The sequence below is a fragment of the Alicyclobacillus acidiphilus NBRC 100859 genome (assembly GCF_001544355.1).
GTDB classification, from domain to species: Bacteria; Bacillota; Bacilli; order Alicyclobacillales; family Alicyclobacillaceae; genus Alicyclobacillus; species Alicyclobacillus acidiphilus.
In genome coordinates, this window is the sequence record NZ_BCQI01000005.1 from 51,098 (window position 1) to 65,776 (window position 14,679).

The window sequence follows — 14,679 nt, forward strand, 5'->3', positions numbered from 1 at the left end:
TGTATCCGGGGCGGCCTTTTTGCAGCATCGCCATGAAAGGGGACATACAAGTGTCATCGTTGGACGGATTTTTTCACCCGAAGACCGTCGCGGTCGTTGGCGCGTCACGCGGATCGGATAGGCTGGGGCACGTTCTCTTTCGACATATTCTCAACAGCGATTTTCGGGGCACCGTGTACCCTGTGAATCCGTCGGCGCAGTCCGTGGCGTCCGTCAAGGCGTACCCGAGCTTGCGCGACGTGCCCGAACCTGTCGATCTCGCCGTGATCGTCGTACCTGCCGTCCAGATTCTCGATGTGGCCAAAGATGTCATCGAAGCAGGCGTCAAGCACGTGATGATTGTTTCGTCCGGGTTCTCCGACATGGATCCGCCTGGCTTGGAACTCGAGCGCGAATTGCTGGAGTTGCTTCGTTCGGCAGGCTGCAGACTCATCGGTCCAAACAGCCTGGGTCTCATTCAAATGGATGAAGAGACGCGCCTGAACGCCAGCTTCGCACCGAAAGTGCCAGAGTATGGGCGGGTCGCCATCGCCTCGCACTCTGGCGCGTTGGGCATCACCATCCTTGACTATGCCGCATACATACAGGTCGGTATTTCCTCGTTTGTCAGCCTTGGCAATCGAGCCGATGTGTCAGGCAACGATTTGTTGGAGCATTGGGAGTCCGATCCCGGTGTCGACATGATTTTGCTCTACCTGGAGTCGTTCGGCAATCCGCGGAATTTTTCCAGAATCACCCGCCGGATCACGCGAACGAAACCCGTTTTGGCGGTGAAGAGCGCGAGAACCCCGGTCGGGCTTGACGTGGCGGCGACCCGGACCATCGCCGTTGCTGCCGAGGACGCAACCGTGGAAGCGATGTTCCGCCAGGCAGGCGTCATCCGCGTCGATACGTTGCAGGAACTGTTCGATGTCGCTGTGCTCTTGGGCGCCGGCCCCATTCGCGCAGGTCGCCGCGTCGCCGTCGTCACGAATACGGCAGGGGGTGCGGTGATGACGGTGGATCGGCTGGTGCGCGAAGGGCTGCACTTCGTCTCGCCGGTGTTGAACATCGGCTTCGAGTCGTTGGCGGAAAGCTATCGGGTGATACTGCCGCAAGTCCTGCGCGATCCGTCGATTGACGCGGTGATCGTCCTGTTTACGCCGGTTGGGCCGACGAACGAAGAAGCGGTGCGCGTGGCCATTTCCGCGGCGCTTTGCGAGGTCGCGAACGATCCCCACGTGCCTGGCGAGAAACACCCATACGAAAAGCCCGTCGTCGCGAACTTCCTAACGACAGGCGACTATCGGGTGCGATTCCTCGAAGTCGATTCGGAACGCGAAATCCCGATTTATCCTTTTCCGGAACAAGCGGTCCGTGCGCTCGCGAAAGTGACTGCGTACCATGAATATCGCGAGAAAGACCCTGGCATCATTCCTGAACTGTCCGATATCGACACTGCGCGGGCGCGCGATGTGATCGATGCGGTATCCGGCGCTGATGGACGGCGCATCGAGTGGCCGACGGTTCGGGAGGCCTTGGGTGCCATCGGGATCGCGTCGGTCCCGGAGGAATTGCCTGGTGTCGACATGCGGGCCTTGTTCAATGTCGCCATCGAAACCGATCCTCTGTTTGGGCCGCTGCTCCGTCTGCGCCTGGCCACGAATGCGAGCGGCGGCGGCGTGATCAAGCGAACCACGACGTCCATTCCAGCCGTCCGGCTGCTCCCATTGACCGATGCCGACGCGCGGGGACTCTGGGGCGAAGCCTGCCTCAACAGTCCGGATTCTGGATTGGAGGGGCACGAGCAAACTGTGATCGATACGATGTTGAGACTGTCGCAATGGGTGGAGGACGTGGACGAGGTCGCGAAAGCGGACTTGCTCTTCACCCTGGAAGAGGGTCGAGCGATTTGCATCGGCGGTGAAGTGGAGGCCGTCCGCAAGACAGTGTAAAATACCAGGAAGAGGAGAGTGGTACCTATGGAGCATCGGAAAGTCATCATTCTAGGAACTGGACCTGCTGGGTACACCGCAGCGATATATAGCGCCCGCGCCGACTTGGAGCCGTTGGTCTTCGAGGGTGACGAACCGGGCGGACAGTTGACGTTGACGACCGAGATTGAGAATTTCCCTGGCTTTGTCGACGGCATCATGGGCCCGGAATTGATGGAGACCATGAAGAAACAGGCGCAGCGTTTTGGCGCGACGTTCGAACGGGGCCGCGCCACGTCCGTCGATTTGAGCAAGCGTCCGTTCCGAGTCACGGTGGACAAGGAGCGCGAATACACCGCGGACGCGTTGATCCTCGCCACCGGGGCGTCGGCGAAGATGCTCGGCATCGAAGGCGAAAACGAGTTGATCGGTCGCGGAGTGTCCACATGTGCCACCTGCGACGGGTTCTTCTTCCGCAACAAGCGCGTCATCGTCGTCGGCGGCGGCGATTCGGCGATGGAAGAGGCGACGTTCTTAACGAAATTTGCATCCGAGGTCGTGATTGTCCACCGCCGCGAAGAATTGCGCGCCTCGAAAGTCATGCAGGCTCGCGCCCGCTCCAATGACAAGATTCGCTGGGAATTGAACGTGACCACGCAGAAGGTCCTGTCCGACGGCACCAAGGTCACCGGGCTGCGCGTGGTCGACAACGCGACCGGCGAGACGCGGGACATTCCGGCGGATGGTGTGTTTGTCGCGATCGGCCATCGCCCGAACACCGACTTTTTGAACGGGCAGGTCGAAGTCGACGAACTGGGTTACATCGTCACCAAAGGAAACACCACTGCCACGTCAGTCGAAGGTGTATTCGCCGCAGGAGACGTGATGGATTCCCGGTATCGTCAGGCGATCACGGCAGCGGGATCGGGATGCAAAGCCGCGATGGACGTCGAAAAATACCTGGAAGGCGAAATGGCGCACGATTGGTCCGTGACCATGAACGCGTAACATCGCTGGAACGGTTGTTGCGTGTTTTGTGTGTTTTGAGTGTTCTTGTGATGAACGGGGCTGTTCTCGGCCTGCCGCCATGTGCTGGCAGGGCACGCGACGGCCCCGTTTGCGTTTTGAAAAGGACGACGAATGGCGGCGGTGCACCCGATCTCGAAGGATAGAAATGGATGGAGCAATTTCTGGATCAGGGTGCATGGCGCAATCGAGACAGACAAATACTTGTATCCGAAAGACCTACCAACATCCAAGGGAGTTGACGTTCGGACATGTATGGAAACCAGATGTTTGGCGGCCAGCCTGGCACACAAGGGTACAACACGCTTCGCCAGTTTGGCAGCAATCCGCAAGAAGTGAGATCCCACATCGCGAACGAGTTGTCTCCTTCCGCCACCAGCTTTGCCGGTTCGCCCATGCACGCAGGTGGGACCGACCCACGCGTCGTTCAGCAGCAGATCGCGCAGGATTTGGGCTACCACGGCGGTCAATCCAACTATTATGGTACGAATTCATTCTCCGGCGGCGGCTTATTGAGCCAATTCGGCACACATCCACAGATGGTTCAACAGCATATTCAGCAAGACCTCTCTGGATACAACAACCAAGCAGGTTATGCAACCGGGCAGTTTGGCCAGGGCTCTGTCCAACAAGTCATGCAAAGCGTTCCGGCGCAAATTCAGGCGCATTACGGAAACGCCTCAGTCGGAACCCAGCATTACGGCACGCCGCAGTACGCTACGGCTCAGTACAGCACGCCTCAGTACGGTACGTCGCAGCACTATGGCGCGGGGACGCTCGCTCAGTTTGGCACGCATCCTCAAGTCGTTCAGCAACATATCCAAAACGATTTGCAAAACCAGGTCGGGACCATCACGTCGCAGCAGGCCGGTGGTTATCAAGGCCAAGGTGGCGGCTACTACGCGACCCAGAATACCCCAAATGGAGCATTTGGCCAATTTGGAACGAATCCACAGGTGGTCCGTCAGCATATTCAACAGGACCTCGGCTATTACCAATAAGCCAATAGTGTGAAGCTAGCGTGAAGTGACCGCTTGCGCCGCCGTAGAGGCGGCCAGGCGGTTTTTTTGTCGCCCCGCGCGGTCGGAAGCGCGCTGACGCAGGCATGCCAGGGGTGGGGGAAGAGGGGAAGAGGGGAAGAGGGGAAGAGGGGAAGAGGGGAAGAGGGGAAGAGGGGAAGAGGGGAAGAGGGGAAGAGGGGAAGAGGGGAAGAGGGGAAGAGGGGAATAAGCGGTCCTGAGCCGCTTAAGTGTGTCGAAACAGAAGATTTGCGCTGAATAAGCGGCGGTGAGCCGCTTAACCTGCTGAAACCGCCCAGATTCGGGCGGCGGGAGAACAAATAGGCGGTCTGAGGCCGCCTATTTGCTTTCCATTTGGTCATTTCGGAAAAATAAGCGTCTGAGAGACGCTTATTTGACCACTCATTTTCGCCAACCTTCGTTGGCGGTCGGCCAGGTGTCTCGGCTCCGCTGCGATCGCGCTGCCGTAAGGGAAATTATCTATCTTATTGCGGCCCAGGCGGCTCGGTTTTGCCGCGATCTCGGGCAGACGTGGGGAATAAGCGGTCCTGAGCCGCTTAAGTGTGTCGAAACAGAAGATTTGCGCTGAATAAGCGGCGGTGAGCCGCTTAACCTGCTGAAACCGCCCAGATTCGGGCGGCGGGAGAACAAATAGGCGGTCTGAGGCCGCCTATTTGCTTTCCATTTGGTCATTTCGGAAAAATAAGCCTCTGAGAGACGCTTATTTGACCACTCATTTTCGTCAACCTTCGTTGGCGGTGGGCCAGGTGTCCCGGCTCCGCTGCGATCGCGCTGCCTACACCACCCGCCCGCGCCACTCCGTTCACCTCCGCCCTCCAAAGAAAATTTCGCGCTGGACCTGTGTTATGGCACAATAGCGGACAAGAGGAGGGTTTCTTTTGAGCACATGTCTGGAATGGACTATCCAGGAAATGGTGGAGAAACAACGGAGCGGAGAAGTATCGTCTGTCGAACTCGTGTCCGCTTGTTTGGAACAAATCGGCCGGCACAATGTGGCAGGGGCTGAGTTGCGGGCGGTGATCGAAGTCAATCCTGAGGCCTTGCTGATTGCGGAAGGACTGGATCGAGATGCTCGGGCAGGCGTTTGGCGGGGGCCGCTGCACGGTATTCCGATTCTCGTGAAAGACAACTTGGACACTGCAGACATGATGCAGACGACTGCCGGGTCTGTGGCGCTTGAGGGACATTACGCGGCGAAGGATGCGACGGTTGTGCGCAAACTTCGTGAGCAGGGCGCTGTGATGATCGGCAAGGCGAATTTGACGGAGTGGGCCAACTTCATCAGCGATCACATGCCGAACGGCTACTCGTCTCGGGGAGGACAGACGCGGAATCCGTACGGTCCTGGGACCTTGGATGTGGGGGGATCCAGCGCTGGATCGGGCGCAGGTGTGGCTGCCGGTTTTGCTGTCGCGGCCATTGGGACGGAGACGAGCGGCTCGATTCTCAGCCCGGCAAGCAGCAATTCCCTGGTGGGAATCAAGCCGACGGTGGGGCTGGTGAGCCGGACGGGGATTATTCCGATTGCGGTGAGCCAGGATACGGCCGGGCCGATGACGCGCACTGTGGCGGACGCGGCGATTTTGTTGCAGGCGATGGTCGGCGAGGACCCGACGGATGCAGCGACTATGGCAACCAGGCATCAGGCGCAATTCTACCCGGCCTATCTGCGGCGCGGCGGATTGAATGGCGCGCGAATCGGCCTGCCGACGGCCTATTATCAGGGGATGGACGAGCAGAATCGCGAGGTGTTTCTGGCAGCCGTCGAGGACCTGCGAAGGGCTGGCGCGGTCGTGATCGACTGCGACATTGCGGAGAGCGAAGCGGGTCGCAACATCGACGTGCTTGTCCACGAATTCAAGGTTGCGCTGAACCGCTATTTGCAGACGGTGGAACCGTGGCTGTCCGTGCGTACGCTTGCGGATGTGATTCGGTTTAACGAGGCGCATGCGGAGGTGGCACTGAAATATGGCCAAGCGATCTTCGAGATGGCTGAGGCGACGAGCGGGCGGTTGGAGGATGGTACATATATTCGCCAGCGACTGAACGATCTCCAGTGGTCGCGCAACGAGGGGATCGACGCCGTCATGGATGCGCATCAACTTGACGCGCTGGCGTTCCCGAACAACTACGGCGCTGCCATCGCCGCGAAGGCGGGATATCCGTCAATCACGGTACCTGCGGGATACACGACAAGCGGCATGCCGCTTGGGCTCACGCTGACGGGGCGGGCGTTCTCCGAGGGCAAGTTGATTCATCTGGCGTACGATTACGAACAAGGCACGATGCGTCGCAAACCGCCGCAATTGTGAATCCGGGTCTGCGGCGGATCGGACGAAATGGGGGTTAAACCATGGGATTTGCAGTGATTGGCGGTATCCTTGCGTTTTTGTCGGTAGCGGTGGGGGCGTTTGGCGCACACGTGATCAGCAGTCGCATATCCAGCGACATGTTGAGCGTGTATCATACGGGCGATCAGTACCAGATGTATCACGCCTTGGCCTTGATTGCGGTCGGCATCTTGATTCGCCTCAACATTGGCGGCAAGTCGATGCACGCGGCTGGTTGGCTGTTTTTCATTGGAACGGTGCTGTTCTCAGGCAGTTTGTACATTCTCAGCACCACGGGTACGAAGGCTGCGGCCATCGGTGCACTGACTCCGCTAGGCGGACTGTGTTTCCTGGCTGGGTGGGTATGTTTTATCGTCGGACTTGTTCGCTGAGTAGCGCAAAAACCAGTAGACGCTGAGCAAACAGACAAGACCGCCGATGCCTTGCAAGAGGTTGATGGGCTGATTGAGCAGCAGCATCGCGAAAACGATGGCCACCACGGGTTCGCCGAGAATCGTCATGGCCACGGTGGTTGCCCGCACCCTGTCGAGCAGCCAATTGAAAATGCCGTGGCCAAGGACGGTGGATACGACCGCGAGTAGCGCGAACATCAGCCAGTTTTGGCCTGTGTAGTGGAGCAGCGGTTTGGCTGTCGCGAGACTGTAGAGAAACAGCACGAAGCCTGCCACGAAGAACACGAGCACGTTGTACAGCGAACTCGACACTCGCTTGCGGACTTGCTGCCCAGCCAACATATACACCGATACGGCCAACGTGCCAATCAGCGACAGGACATCGCCGTAAACGTGTTCTCTGCCTCGTCCAAAATCCCCTGACGCAACCAGTACGACTCCGAGCATAGCGATGATCATCGATACGAGGCCGTGCAGCCGAATATGTTCCCGGAATAGAAAAAAAGCGCCAATGAGGACGAAAATCGGCTCCAACGAAATGATGATCATCGACGACGCGACCGACGTTTCCTTCAGCGATTGAATCCAAAAGAGAAAGTGAAGACCGAGAAACAATCCGGAGAGCAGGACGAGGCTGAAATCGCGCCGCGTCATGTCCTTCAATTGGCCCTTCGCGCGCCATGCCGCGGGCAGGAAGACGCAGACGGACATCCACAATCTGTACATGCCAATGATTGGGGCAGGAGCTGTCGACCATTCAATGAATATCGCCGAAAATGACACCGCCGCGAGACCGATCATGAGGAAAAGCATTTGTAAGGGCTTCGATGCCGCGCTTTGCTCGGGAGCCAAACGGTTCATGGAGGTTTCCTCTCTTTATCGCGCTTTGTCGCGGCCGCGTTATGGCCGCCGCAGTGAGATAGTCTCTTACCACTCTACGCCGCTTTTGGCGGTCGGTAAAGCCTTGACTGTGGATAGGATGATCTGTACAGTTTTCCTATCATTTCGACCGACCTCTGTTTGAATTCGAAAGGGCGAATGGACATGAAGTTAGAATCGAAACTCGCGCAGATTGGAAACCGCCAGGATCCGGCGACAGGCGCGATTTCATTGCCAATCCATCATTCAACCACGTATTCACACCCGAAGCTTGGGCAGAGTACGGGGTTTGACTATACTCGCACGTTGAATCCGACCCGAAAGGTGCTGGAAGACGCGATCGCCGATTTGGAGTGCGGTGTTCGCGGTTTTGCGTTCGCTTCGGGAATGGCTGCTGTCCATGCGGTGCTGACGCTTCTTCGGCCGAACGATCACGTCGTTGTATCCAACGATCTCTACGGCGGAACCTATCGGGTGCTGGAGCAACTGCTGAAGCCGATGGGGATTTCGGCGACGTATGTGGACACGGGCGATCTCGCCGCTGTCGAAAGGGCCGCGACGCCCTCGACGAAGATGCTGTTTGTCGAAACGCCGACCAACCCGATGATGCAGGTGAGCGACATCGCGGCGTGCGCAAATTTGGCCAAGTCCAAGGGGTGGCTGTGCGTCGTCGACAATACGTTCATGACGCCGTACTATCAGCGGCCGCTTGAATTAGGCGCGGATATCGTCGTGCATTCCGCGACCAAATACCTTGGCGGACACAACGACGTCCTTGCAGGCTTGGTCGTCGTCAACACAGACGAATTGGCCAATCAAATGTACTTCATTCAAAACTCCATTGGCGCGGTGCTTGGTCCGCAGGACGCGTGGCTGCTGATTCGCGGCATGAAGACGTTGGCTCTGCGGATGGAGAGACATACGATGAACGCCTCCGCCATCGCGTCCTGGCTGGAAGCGCGGGACGACGTGGCAAAGGTCTTCTATCCAGGCTTGGACGGTCATCCTGGTAAAGCCGTGTGTGCGAGACAGGCCAGCGGTTTCGGTGGGATGGTGTCGTTCGAAGTCATTCACGCGGACATGGTTCCGTTCGTTCTGGAAAATCTTCAGTTGATCACGTTTGCCGAGAGTCTTGGGGGCGTCGAATCGTTGATGACGTATCCGGCGCGTCAGACCCACGCGGATATCCCAGAGGAGATTCGTAATCAGATCGGCGTCAATGATCGACTGATCCGGTTGTCGGTTGGCATTGAACACATCGGCGATCTCATCGACGACTTGAACACGGCGCTGGATGCCGCCGCGGAACAAGCCTTGGTCGGTTCCCGCAAGTCGCGGTGAAGCAAGGCGGCGAGTCGGCCGGATGTTACTGCGGCTTGCGGGATCGGATGAAGGATCGCAAGGAAAGTCCGATTTGGGCCAGCATGACGTCCAAATGTCCGACTGGCAGGCCGACGACATTGAAGTAGTCGCCGTCAATTCGCTCGACCAGCAGACTTCCGTACCCTTGAATGGCGTACGATCCAGCCTTGTCCATCGGCTCGCCGGTGGACACATACCAACGTATCCAGTCCGAATCGCGCTGGCGCATCGTCACGGACGTCCGGACCGCTTGTGCCGCAACGTATTCGTTCATGGGTACATACACGCACACGCCTGTGAAGACTTCGTGTGTTTGACCAGCCAGTTGCTCCAGCACAGAGACAGCTTCATCGGTGTTGGCAGGTTTTCCTAGGATCATCCCGTTCATGACGACGACTGTGTCGGCAGCGACGATCACGACAGACCGCGAACCATCCGACTGAGCCAGTTCTGCCGCAGCTTTCGACTTGCGCCGGGCCAGTTGGCAAACCGCCTCTGCCGGCGTCCACGTGGGATGGATGGTTTCGTCTGCGTCGGTCGCAACGACAGAAAATTCGAGTCCGAGGCTTTGCAACAGATCGCGACGGCGGGGCGAGCCAGACGCGAGAATCAGTTCTAACGGCATCATGGGCAAATCTTCCTTTGTTCGAATGGTTTCCCGAGCATGTCCACGGCTTGGCATGGTTACATTATGCCTGATTGTTAGCTTGGACTTAAGGAGGCGGTTCCATGACTTCGCGAAGAAAGTCGATTGGCCGCGGCGACGAGGCAAGCGGTCCAGTGATGAGCGCAGAGGCGAGCGCCGCAATGCGAAAGGGCAAGAAGGCGGACCATTCGGAACGCCACGGGAATCCGGAAAACGGGCGATATCAGCGTGCGGTGGACGGCGAATACGGAGCGTCCGTTCAAGACTAGATCGGTTACGGCCAGGCTGGGCGGATCCCCAGCCTGTTGACATTGGGTCTAAAGTTGCATATTGGAGCTAAATGCGATGCGAACTGCAATCATTTGTTATTTCGCGAGTGAACTGTTTCTCAGTTGGGGCATTGGCGTTGTTCAGTATGCCCAGCCGTTTTATTATGCGTCCATGCACATCGGGGACCAAAATATCGGTTATCTCTTTGCGGTCAATGGTATCTTTGGCGGATTGGGCGCGTTCGTCGCCGGACCCGTTGCTGATAGAGTCGGCGCGACGCGTTTGTTCAAACTGGGCACGCTGCTCATCGGCGTTGGCGCGGCGGCGACAGCTTTCTTTTACAGCTTGCCGCTGTGGTTTCTCGCGACAGCCGTCTCCGGGATCGGAGGGGCAATGCTGGCGAGCACGGAGAATGTCGTCTTGAATTTGCTCGTCACGGGCTTTGAAAAGTCCCATCTGATCAGCCGTTTCACTGCCTTCTATATGGTGATTATCGGTATCGGTGCGATGAGCGCCGGGTGGCTCGTACCCAAGTTTGGACTGCAGAGTACGATGATCATCGCGGCCGTCGTCACGTTGATTGCACCCATCATCCGCGCATTCGTTCGAGCCAGCGACACACGGCGCGAGTCGCTGCGCGGCCTGCCGATGAAGCTGCTCACGCAGATGGCCGTCTACGCCGTCCTCTTCGGCGTCGCAGGCGGGCTGTTCAATCCGTTTGCGACATTGCTCTTAAGCGAACGCCATCACGCGAGCACCGCTGTGACATCCATCGTGTACGCCATCGGACTGTTCATGGTCGCGGTTGGCTCGTATCTGGTGCGGCCGCTGTTGCGAAAAATGCGGCACGGTTCAACGCTGGTCATGTCGTACCTGCTGAGCGCGGCCTTCACCGTCGCGTTTGTCGCTGCGACCACCACTGCCGCATTTGTCGGTCTCTATTTTCTACTCACGATTGCGACGGCCATCCCCCAGCCCATCGTCGACGGTCTCTTCCTCGACGCCGTCTCGCCAACCGAATTCTCGCAAATGTTTGGTACGCGCGTCTTTGGCACGCGCGTCGGCAATGCCATCGGATCGTCCGTGGGCGGGGGACTGTTGAAGGGCAATCACTTTGATTGGGTCATGCTGCTGTCGGCAGCGATGTTCCTCATTGCCGGACTGTATCTGGGGATGATTCGGCGACGGCGGACAAGGCCGCAGAGCGACCAGCCAGTCGACCTGTCGAAAACGCGACCGTGATATTGTAGCCGCCCGTATGCGCATGAACGTCCATGACTTCGCCCGCGAAGTACAATCCACGGCAGAGCTTGGACTCCATCGTTTTCGGGTTGATCTCCTTGACACTTATACCGCCGCCTGTCACGGTGGCCTGCTCCAAGGGCAGGGTGCCGGTGATTCGAAATGCCAAGGCTTTCACGGCCGTTTGCAACGCGTTCATGTGTTCGCGCGAGAGATGCGTCAATTGCGTGTCCGCCGCGACCTGCGCCTGGTGCAGCATGTACGCGACCAGCCGCTCCGGATGCGTGGTTTGCAGATGGTTGCCGATGGAGCGTCGAGGATGGTCCTTGCGCGCCGAGATCAGCGACTCCAGCCATTCGTTCGGTCGAACGTCGGGCATCGTATCGATGGTGGCCCGCAGGAGGCAAGCCGGATCGCGACGCCGCGCAGTCGACACGTAATGGCTGCAGCGAAGCGCCGCAGGACCGCTGATGCCAAGATGGGTGAACAGGATGTCGCCGTATTCCGTTGTGAGGCGCTTGCCTTTCTCGTTCCAGATGGAGATGTCGATCCCGCGCAAGGACAGCCCTTGCAGCTTGCGCGTCGCGATGAACGGCTCGTCCGACGTCAGCGGCACCTCTGTCGGATACGGGGGGACGATGGTATGGCCCAACGCTTGCACCCAGGGATACGCGTCGCCCGTGCTACCTGTCTTGGGGACGCTGCACCCGCCCGTCGCCACAATCAGCGTCTTGCCCTCGACCGTGCGCCCCGCAGCCAAACGCGCACCGCGGATCTGTCCATCCTTCGCCATCAGCCGCGCGACCGGGGTGTCGAGCATCACCTCGACGCCCAGGGCGTAGACGTGATCCACCACCGCTTTGACGACGGTCGCGGCATCGTTGGACACGGGGAACACGCGCCCCCGATCTTCCTCTTTCAACCGGATGCCGAGGCCTTCGAAGAATTCCATGATGTCGACGTTGGAAAACTGGCTCAGCGCGGAATGCAGGAACTTGGCGTTGCCAGGGATGTTTTCCATCAATTCCGGCAAGGGCTTGGCGTTCGTCACATTGCACCTGCCGCCGCCCGATATGCCCAGCTTTCGTCCCAATTTATGCCCTTTTTCAATCAGCGCGACACGCGCGCCTGCCGATCTCGCCGAAATCGCGGCCATGAGCCCGGCTGGGCCGCCTCCAATCACGATCACGTCATACATCATCTCGCGCATCCTCCGTCGCTGCCGTCCGAATCGATAACTGTCATTCTAGTGTAGTGAAGCCAGTGGGCAAGGGCAAGCTTCGACAGCCCCTATCGCGTGAGAAAGAGGACGCTCGCGGTCATCGTGATCGCGGCGACACCCGTCCACCAAGTGGGGCGCTCCAGCTTGGCGAAGAAGATTGCGGACAACAGGGTAACGAACAACGGTTCTGTGGCGACGAGGATGGCTACGGACGAAACTGGCAGGAACGCCGTCGCAAGAAAGAACAGGAACACGCCAGCCGATGAGCTCAACCCAGCCGCGATGAGCCACACGGATCCATGTGCACGGTACCATTTCACCCGTTGCCCCAACTTGCCGGTGACGGCGAGCAACGACATGTAGACGACGCAGGCCGTCGTGATGTCCAAGGCCGAAGCGACGGAGGCGGAGAGGCCGTTCTCCACGCCGAGTTGGCGCATGGCGTGACCGATGCCTTGCAGCAGCGCCGCGGCGACTCCAATGACAACGGCGTTCTGGAAGAAGCGAATTGAGCGCTCTTCCGGCGGATGGAGGACGCGTTCGAGAAAGAGCAAGGCCATCGCCACGAATACGGCAAGAAGGCCAAGATAGTCGTTCTCGGAAAGGTCTTGATCGAGCGCGATCACGACCGTCAGCATCGTCGCCAGCGGACTGATGCCCTTCAGGATGACGCTGCGAGTGGCTCCGAGGCGATCGATGGCGTTATACAGGAGCAGCCGTCCGCAGAGCGTCGCAGTCAGTCCGGAGAGGCAGGCCCAAAGCATTCCGCGGGATGTGAAGTCTGTTTCGGCCGCCGGCCTGGCGTGCTCCGCGAATGCGAACTGGATGGCCCAGACGGCGTCCAATGCGAACGCGCTGATGAAGAGGACAGGCAGCAGGCCAAAGTCCGGCGGCGTCGCCTGTGCCTGTCCCTTTCTGAGAAAGCAATAGGAGAGCGCGTAGGACAATGCGCTTGCGAGTGCCGCTATCTGCCCCATTCGAGCACCCCCTTGAAAACGTGCGGACAACCTCATGTATATGCCCGAGGCCCATGATTAGACGAAGTCGACTCAGTTTGGAGGAGACGGCAATCACTTGGTACAATAGAAATGAACCGCATGAAACCCGCGATGGCTGCAGCTTTCCGGGATACACGTGTGACGATTCAAAGGAGGCTATTTCCGTGGACGCATTCCGTTTTCACAACCCAACCACGTTGTATTACGGCAAAGGTCAAATTGAAAAGTACCTGGCCGACGAGGTGACTCGGATCGGCAAGTGTGTCTTGCTTCTCTACGGAGGCGGCAGCATCAAGCGCAACGGCCTCTATGACAAGGTCGTCGGAATCTTGAAGGAAGCTGGCGTGACGATTTTCGAGTTGGCTGGCGTCGAACCCAATCCGCGCTTGACCACAGTACATAAGGGCATCGATATCTGTCGGGCGGAAAATGTCGATTTGATTTTGGCCGTCGGCGGCGGGTCTGTTCTCGATTGCGCCAAGGCCATCGCCATGGGCGTCAAGTACGACGGCGACGTCTGGGACATCTATGTCCGCAAGGGGAAAGCGACCGGCGCTCTGCCGCTCGGCACGATTCTGACGCTCGCGGCGACGGGCTCCGAGATGAATTCCGGCGGCGTTATCACCAATTGGGAAACGAAGGAGAAAGTCGGCGGCGGATCGGAATACACATTCCCTGTGTTTTCCTTCTGCGATCCGGAGAACACCTACACCGTTCCGAAGGATCAGACCATCTACGGTACGTGCGACATGCTCGCGCACTGTTTCGAGCACTATTTCCACCCAACCCGGCATACGCCGCTGCAACAGCATTTGATTGAGGCCGTCATGAAGACGATTGTCGACAACGCCAAGTTGGCCATCGATCACCCGGACGATTACGACGCCCGCGAGACGATGATGTACTGCTCGACCATGGCCTTGAATGGCATGATCAACATGGGCTTGCGCGGCGACTGGGCATGCCACGCGATTGAACACGAAATCAGCGCCATTTACGACATTCCGCACGGCGGCGGCTTGGCCATCATCTTCCCGCACTGGATGGAGTACACGAAGAGCGTCAATCCGTCCCGTTTCGCGTCGCTCGCGAAATACGTGTTCGGCGTGGATGGCACCGGCAAGTCGGACGACCAATTGGCCGACATCGCCATCGCGAAGGTTCGGGAGTTCTACCAGTCCATCGGCGCGCCGCAGCGCCTCGCCGACTACGACATCGGCAGCGATCAACTGGATCGGATGGCAAGCCAGGCGGTCCGGTTCGGCGAGATCGGCAACTTCAAGAAACTCGGCAAAGACGACGTCTACAAGATCCTCGAAGCGGCGCTGTAAAGGCCGC

General features: G+C 58.5%; 13 protein-coding genes. 9 read left to right on the forward strand and 4 right to left on the reverse strand.

Annotated elements, in window-relative coordinates; all coding sequences use genetic code 11:
* Window positions 1–50: 50 nt before the first annotated feature.
* The 5 genes from AAC01S_RS03295 to AAC01S_RS03315 all read left to right on the forward strand — a co-directional run bounded on the left by AAC01S_RS03295 (window position 51) and on the right by AAC01S_RS03315 (window position 6,701).
* Window positions 51–1,934, forward strand: a complete 1,884-nt coding sequence (locus AAC01S_RS03295; RefSeq protein WP_067618736.1) for a CoA-binding protein — start codon at window positions 51–53, stop codon at window positions 1,932–1,934.
* Window positions 1,935–1,961: 27 nt separating this feature from the next.
* On the forward strand, window positions 1,962–2,921 hold the full coding sequence (gene trxB / locus AAC01S_RS03300; protein ID WP_067618739.1) for a thioredoxin-disulfide reductase: 960 nt from the start codon (window positions 1,962–1,964) through the stop codon (window positions 2,919–2,921).
* Window positions 2,922–3,190: 269 nt separating this feature from the next.
* Window positions 3,191–3,940, forward strand: a complete 750-nt coding sequence (locus tag AAC01S_RS03305) for a hypothetical protein (RefSeq protein ID WP_067618741.1) — start codon at window positions 3,191–3,193, stop codon at window positions 3,938–3,940.
* Between the two features lie 917 nt (window positions 3,941–4,857).
* Window positions 4,858–6,291 (forward strand): amidase family protein, encoded by a 1,434-nt coding sequence (locus AAC01S_RS03310; protein WP_067618743.1) that lies wholly within the window; start codon window positions 4,858–4,860, stop codon window positions 6,289–6,291.
* A gap of 41 nt (window positions 6,292–6,332) precedes the next feature.
* Window positions 6,333–6,701: a DUF423 domain-containing protein gene (locus AAC01S_RS03315; protein ID WP_067618748.1), complete on the forward strand. Its 369-nt coding sequence runs from the start codon at window positions 6,333–6,335 to the stop codon at window positions 6,699–6,701.
* Here the strand turns inward: AAC01S_RS03315 and AAC01S_RS03320 are convergent.
* A complete protein-coding gene (locus tag AAC01S_RS03320; RefSeq protein ID WP_245630051.1) occupies window positions 6,642–7,583 on the reverse strand; it encodes a DMT family transporter in 942 nt (313 codons plus the stop codon). The genes AAC01S_RS03315 and AAC01S_RS03320 overlap by 60 nt on opposite strands.
* Before the next feature lie 183 nt (window positions 7,584–7,766).
* On the opposite strand from AAC01S_RS03320, the gene AAC01S_RS03325 reads away from it, so the two are divergent.
* Window positions 7,767–8,942, forward strand: a complete 1,176-nt coding sequence (locus tag AAC01S_RS03325) for a trans-sulfuration enzyme family protein (protein ID WP_067618751.1) — start codon at window positions 7,767–7,769, stop codon at window positions 8,940–8,942.
* 25 nt (window positions 8,943–8,967) lie between these two features.
* Here AAC01S_RS03325 and AAC01S_RS03330 read toward each other — a convergent pair whose 3' ends face one another.
* Window positions 8,968–9,591, reverse strand: a complete 624-nt coding sequence (locus AAC01S_RS03330) for a Maf family protein (protein WP_169793999.1) — start codon at window positions 9,589–9,591, stop codon at window positions 8,968–8,970.
* A gap of 101 nt (window positions 9,592–9,692) precedes the next feature.
* On the opposite strand from AAC01S_RS03330, the gene AAC01S_RS03335 reads away from it, so the two are divergent.
* Both AAC01S_RS03335 and AAC01S_RS03340 read left to right on the forward strand, forming a co-directional pair.
* On the forward strand, window positions 9,693–9,878 hold the full coding sequence (locus AAC01S_RS03335; RefSeq protein ID WP_067618754.1) for a hypothetical protein: 186 nt from the start codon (window positions 9,693–9,695) through the stop codon (window positions 9,876–9,878).
* 76 nt (window positions 9,879–9,954) lie between these two features.
* Window positions 9,955–11,121 (forward strand): MFS transporter, encoded by a 1,167-nt coding sequence (locus tag AAC01S_RS03340; RefSeq protein WP_067618755.1) that lies wholly within the window; start codon window positions 9,955–9,957, stop codon window positions 11,119–11,121.
* Here the strand turns inward: AAC01S_RS03340 and AAC01S_RS03345 are convergent.
* Both AAC01S_RS03345 and AAC01S_RS03350 read right to left on the reverse strand, forming a co-directional pair.
* Window positions 11,030–12,322, reverse strand: coding sequence for a BaiN/RdsA family NAD(P)/FAD-dependent oxidoreductase (locus AAC01S_RS03345; protein WP_067618762.1), 1,293 nt, complete (start codon window positions 12,320–12,322; stop codon window positions 11,030–11,032). The genes AAC01S_RS03340 and AAC01S_RS03345 overlap by 92 nt on opposite strands.
* Before the next feature lie 89 nt (window positions 12,323–12,411).
* Complete coding sequence (locus AAC01S_RS03350) at window positions 12,412–13,320, reverse strand: EamA family transporter (protein WP_067618765.1); 909 nt, start codon at window positions 13,318–13,320, stop codon at window positions 12,412–12,414.
* Window positions 13,321–13,505: 185 nt separating this feature from the next.
* Between AAC01S_RS03350 and AAC01S_RS03355 the strand changes: the two genes are divergently transcribed.
* Window positions 13,506–14,672, forward strand: coding sequence for an iron-containing alcohol dehydrogenase (locus AAC01S_RS03355; RefSeq protein WP_067618767.1), 1,167 nt, complete (start codon window positions 13,506–13,508; stop codon window positions 14,670–14,672).
* Window positions 14,673–14,679 lie beyond the last annotated feature (7 nt).

What these genes read in the sequence shown, in the direction of transcription:
- trxB (WP_067618739.1), top strand. Translation starts at nt 1,962, where the DNA reads ATGGAGCATCGGAAAGTCATCATTCTAGGAACTGGACCTGCTGGGTAC.
- AAC01S_RS03305 (WP_067618741.1), top strand. Translation starts at nt 3,191, where the DNA reads ATGTATGGAAACCAGATGTTTGGCGGCCAGCCTGGCACACAAGGGTAC.
- AAC01S_RS03315 (WP_067618748.1), top strand. Translation starts at nt 6,333, where the DNA reads ATGGGATTTGCAGTGATTGGCGGTATCCTTGCGTTTTTGTCGGTAGCG.
- AAC01S_RS03320 (WP_245630051.1), bottom strand. Translation starts at nt 7,583, where the DNA reads ATGAACCGTTTGGCTCCCGAGCAAAGCGCGGCATCGAAGCCCTTACAA.
- AAC01S_RS03325 (WP_067618751.1), top strand. Translation starts at nt 7,767, where the DNA reads ATGAAGTTAGAATCGAAACTCGCGCAGATTGGAAACCGCCAGGATCCG.
- AAC01S_RS03330 (WP_169793999.1), bottom strand. Translation starts at nt 9,591, where the DNA reads ATGATGCCGTTAGAACTGATTCTCGCGTCTGGCTCGCCCCGCCGTCGC.
- AAC01S_RS03335 (WP_067618754.1), top strand. Translation starts at nt 9,693, where the DNA reads ATGACTTCGCGAAGAAAGTCGATTGGCCGCGGCGACGAGGCAAGCGGT.
- AAC01S_RS03340 (WP_067618755.1), top strand. Translation starts at nt 9,955, where the DNA reads ATGCGAACTGCAATCATTTGTTATTTCGCGAGTGAACTGTTTCTCAGT.
- AAC01S_RS03345 (WP_067618762.1), bottom strand. Translation starts at nt 12,322, where the DNA reads ATGATGTATGACGTGATCGTGATTGGAGGCGGCCCAGCCGGGCTCATG.
- AAC01S_RS03350 (WP_067618765.1), bottom strand. Translation starts at nt 13,320, where the DNA reads ATGGGGCAGATAGCGGCACTCGCAAGCGCATTGTCCTACGCGCTCTCC.